Raw genomic sequence first — 3330 nt, 5'->3', positions numbered from 1 at the left:
CTTTAAAATATATTTCTCACTATTATAAGTTGGAATTATAATTATAGCTAAATCATTAATCATTTAAATCATTCCTTTTAATCTTATACCAATCTACAAATTTTTTTATTCCCTCTTCAAAATTAACATTAGGTCTATATCCTAATATTTTATCTGATTTTGTTATATCCGCACAAGTTCTATTAACATCTCCAGGCTGCATTGGCATAATATTCAATTCTGCTTTTTTATTCAATGTACTTTCTATAGTTTCAACCATTTCTTTTAGTGATATAGTATGATCTCCACCAACGTTAAAAATTTCATAACAATTATCACTACAAACAAATTCAATTGCTGATAATATTCCATTTATTATATCACTGATATAAGTATAATCTCTTTCAGTTGTTCCATCACCATAAAAAGGTATTTTTTTTCTTTCTAAAATTAACTTTGTAAACTTGTGTATAGCTAAATCAGGCCTCTGCCTTGGACCATATACTGTAAAAAATCTTAAACATACTGTACTTATATTATATAAATGATGATATGTATGAAGTAAAAGTTCACACGATTTCTTGGTAGCCGCATAAGGTGATATTGGAAAATCTACATTATCATTTTCCGAAAAAGGAACCTTCTTGTTATTTCCATATATCGATGAACTAGATGCAAAGACAAATTTAGTAATTTTATTTTTTTTACATTGTTCTAATAAATTTAATGTACCCATTATATTAACGTCATAATATAATTCTGGATTTTGTATTGATGGTCTAACTCCTGCCATTGCTGCTAAATGTACTATTATATCTATTTTTTCACGGAATACCCTAGTTAAATCTTCTTTATTTCTTATATCTCCTTCAAATAATTTAAAATTGCCATTTAATATTTTATTATATTTCATTGTATTTTTTATTTCCTGTATATTACTTCCTTTTATCATAGGATTATAATAATTATTAAAATTATCAATAACTATTACCTTATTACCCTCATTCAATAATGCTTCACATAAATGGGAGCCTATAAAACCTGCTCCACCTGTAACTAGTATAGTTTTCATAAATACACCTACCTAAGCTATTTTATCTTCCTACAGATACATATTCAAATCCAAGTTCCTTCATTTTTTTAGGATCGTAAATATTTCTAAAATCAAAAAAATACTTACCTTTCATAGAATTTTTTATTTTTATTAAGTCTAGATTTCTAAATTGATTCCATTCAGTTAAAATCATAAATCCATCTGAATTTTCTACAGCTGAATATTCACTATCACAATATTCAATTCTATCTTCTATATCCTTAAATCTCCATTTAGCTTCTTTATAGGCTTGAGGATCATAGACTTTTATATTCACACCATTCTTAACCAGTTCCCTTACAATTAAAAGTGATGGAGATTCCCTCATATCATCTGTTTCAGGTTTAAAGGATAATCCTAAAATAGCTATAGTCTTATTTTTCAAGTCTTTCATACTATTTATAACCTTACCCACCATTCTTAATTTTTGTTTTTTATTTGCTTCTACAGTAGATCTAACTATTGAACAATCGCATCCATAATCTTCTGCTATTCTTACAAGTGCACGAGTATCTTTTGGGAAACAACTTCCACCATATCCAGGTCCAGAATGCAAAAATTTAGGTCCTATCCTTTTATCCATACCCATAGCTTTAGATATATGCTGTATATTAGCCCCAACTTTTTCACAAAGTCCAGTTAACTCATTTATAAATGATATCTTAGTAGCCAAAAATGCATTAGAAGCATATTTTATAAGTTCTGCCGTTTCTATACTAGTAACCAAAAACGGTGTTTCGTTGATATATAGAACTCTATAAACTTCTTTCATAACATTTATAGCCTTTTCAGATTCCGCACCGATTACTACCCTATCAGGATGTGTAAAATCACGTATGGCTGCTCCTTCTCTCAAAAACTCCGGATTAGAAACAACATCAAAACTATGTTTTTCCCCTCTTTTATCTAATTCTGTTTTTATAATTTTTTTTACTTTTTGCCCAGTTCCAACTGGAACTGTAGACTTATCAACTATAATTTTGTATCCATTCATGTATTCTGCTATATCTTTCGCCACTTCTGAAACATAATGTAAATCTGCACTGCCATCTTCTGAAGGAGGAGTACCTACAGCAATAAATATAACTTCATTTTCTTCAACTGCTTTTTTTATATTACTAGTAAACTTTAATCTTTTATAATATATATTTTTTTCTACCAACCCATCTAAACCAGGTTCATATATTGGAACTTGTCCATTATTTAACTTATCTATTTTTTCTTTATTGTTATCTACACAAGTGACTTCCATTCCAAAGTCCGCTAAGCAAGTACCACTGACCAAGCCTACATATCCACTCCCTATTATTGCAATTTTATTCATCAATAGTTCTTCCCTTCTAATTAACATTAATTACATCATTTAAGTAATTGTAAAGTTCGTTATTAATGGATACAATATTATTTGGCATATTAATTATCTTCCGTGTGTTTTGTTTATAAATTTTTTATACCACGGTTGGGTACAGTGTGCCATATCTAATTTTTACCATTGCTACAAATTTAGATTTTTACTTTGCATAACTAAAATTATAAACTTACTTTTGTTTTACTTTTATCTATTACAATATTATTTCCTACAACAGTGCATCCATCTGGTATGTTTTTTGTAATAACTGCATTTGCACCAATTTTTGCATTATCCCCTATAATTATATTACCTATTATTTTTGCACCACACCCAATATATACATTATCACCTATAGTAGCAGCTTTATTAAATTCTGAATGTTCATTAGAACCAATAGTAACTTGATGAAATATTGTGCAATTTTCTCCAATATCACAATTACTATTTATTACTATACCAATAGGATGTCGCATTCTTAATCCACCACCACTCTTAAAATCAAACGGTATTTCATTATTTAATACTGCCTCAAATAATTTATATATAATCTTTATTGGTACTAATAGAATTAATTTTATTGCTTTAGGAAAATTTTTATAATAAATATAATTTCCTAATCTATATAAAAGCAGAACAACCATAGCTGGAAACTTCTTTTCATTTCTCTTGTAGTCCATCTTTAATTCTTTTATCATAGCTATCCCCCTTTTATATCTTATGCACGCTCTCGAAAACTCAAAGAGCTTGATTTTTATATATTATAAGGTTCAGCATCTTTGCTTCCCCCTAATATTTAAGCTAAATTATTATGATATTTTCCAATAAACTTATTACCAATATACCAATGGCCATCCTAAGCTAGAAAACATTAATAGTTATTCCTTTCTAATTATCAATTATTATTAAT

3 protein-coding genes are annotated in these 3330 nt (G+C 28.0%); all 3 read right to left on the bottom strand.

What is annotated here, in order from left to right; genetic code table 11:
• Nucleotides 1–55: 55 nt before the first annotated feature.
• The 3 genes from CLLU_RS18215 to CLLU_RS18205 all read right to left on the bottom strand — a co-directional run bounded on the left by CLLU_RS18215 (nt 56) and on the right by CLLU_RS18205 (nt 3118).
• Nucleotides 56–1051 carry an SDR family NAD(P)-dependent oxidoreductase gene (locus tag CLLU_RS18215; RefSeq protein ID WP_106011173.1) on the bottom strand — a complete coding sequence of 332 codons (996 nt, stop codon included), beginning with the start codon at nt 1049–1051 and terminating at the stop codon, nt 56–58.
• Nucleotides 1052–1073: 22 nt separating this feature from the next.
• The gene (locus CLLU_RS18210) at nt 1074–2396 is read right to left on the bottom strand and encodes a UDP-glucose dehydrogenase family protein (protein WP_106011172.1); all 1323 of its coding nucleotides are present in this window, start codon (nt 2394–2396) and stop codon (nt 1074–1076) included.
• Between the two features lie 206 nt (nt 2397–2602).
• Nucleotides 2603–3118: a serine acetyltransferase gene (locus CLLU_RS18205; protein WP_207656034.1), complete on the bottom strand. Its 516-nt coding sequence runs from the start codon at nt 3116–3118 to the stop codon at nt 2603–2605.
• Nucleotides 3119–3330 lie beyond the last annotated feature (212 nt).

The organism is Clostridium luticellarii (assembly GCF_002995845.1).
GTDB lineage: Bacteria > Bacillota > Clostridia > Clostridiales > Clostridiaceae > Clostridium_B > Clostridium_B luticellarii.
This window is presented reverse-complemented; position numbering and strand designations above follow the sequence as displayed.

Bases quoted from the DNA above. Each gene is read 5' to 3' on its own strand.
- CLLU_RS18215 (WP_106011173.1), bottom strand. From the start codon at position 1,051: ATGAAAACTATACTAGTTACAGGTGGAGCAGGTTTTATAGGCTCCCAT.
- CLLU_RS18210 (WP_106011172.1), bottom strand. From the start codon at position 2,396: ATGAATAAAATTGCAATAATAGGGAGTGGATATGTAGGCTTGGTCAGT.
- CLLU_RS18205 (WP_207656034.1), bottom strand. From the start codon at position 3,118: ATGATAAAAGAATTAAAGATGGACTACAAGAGAAATGAAAAGAAGTTT.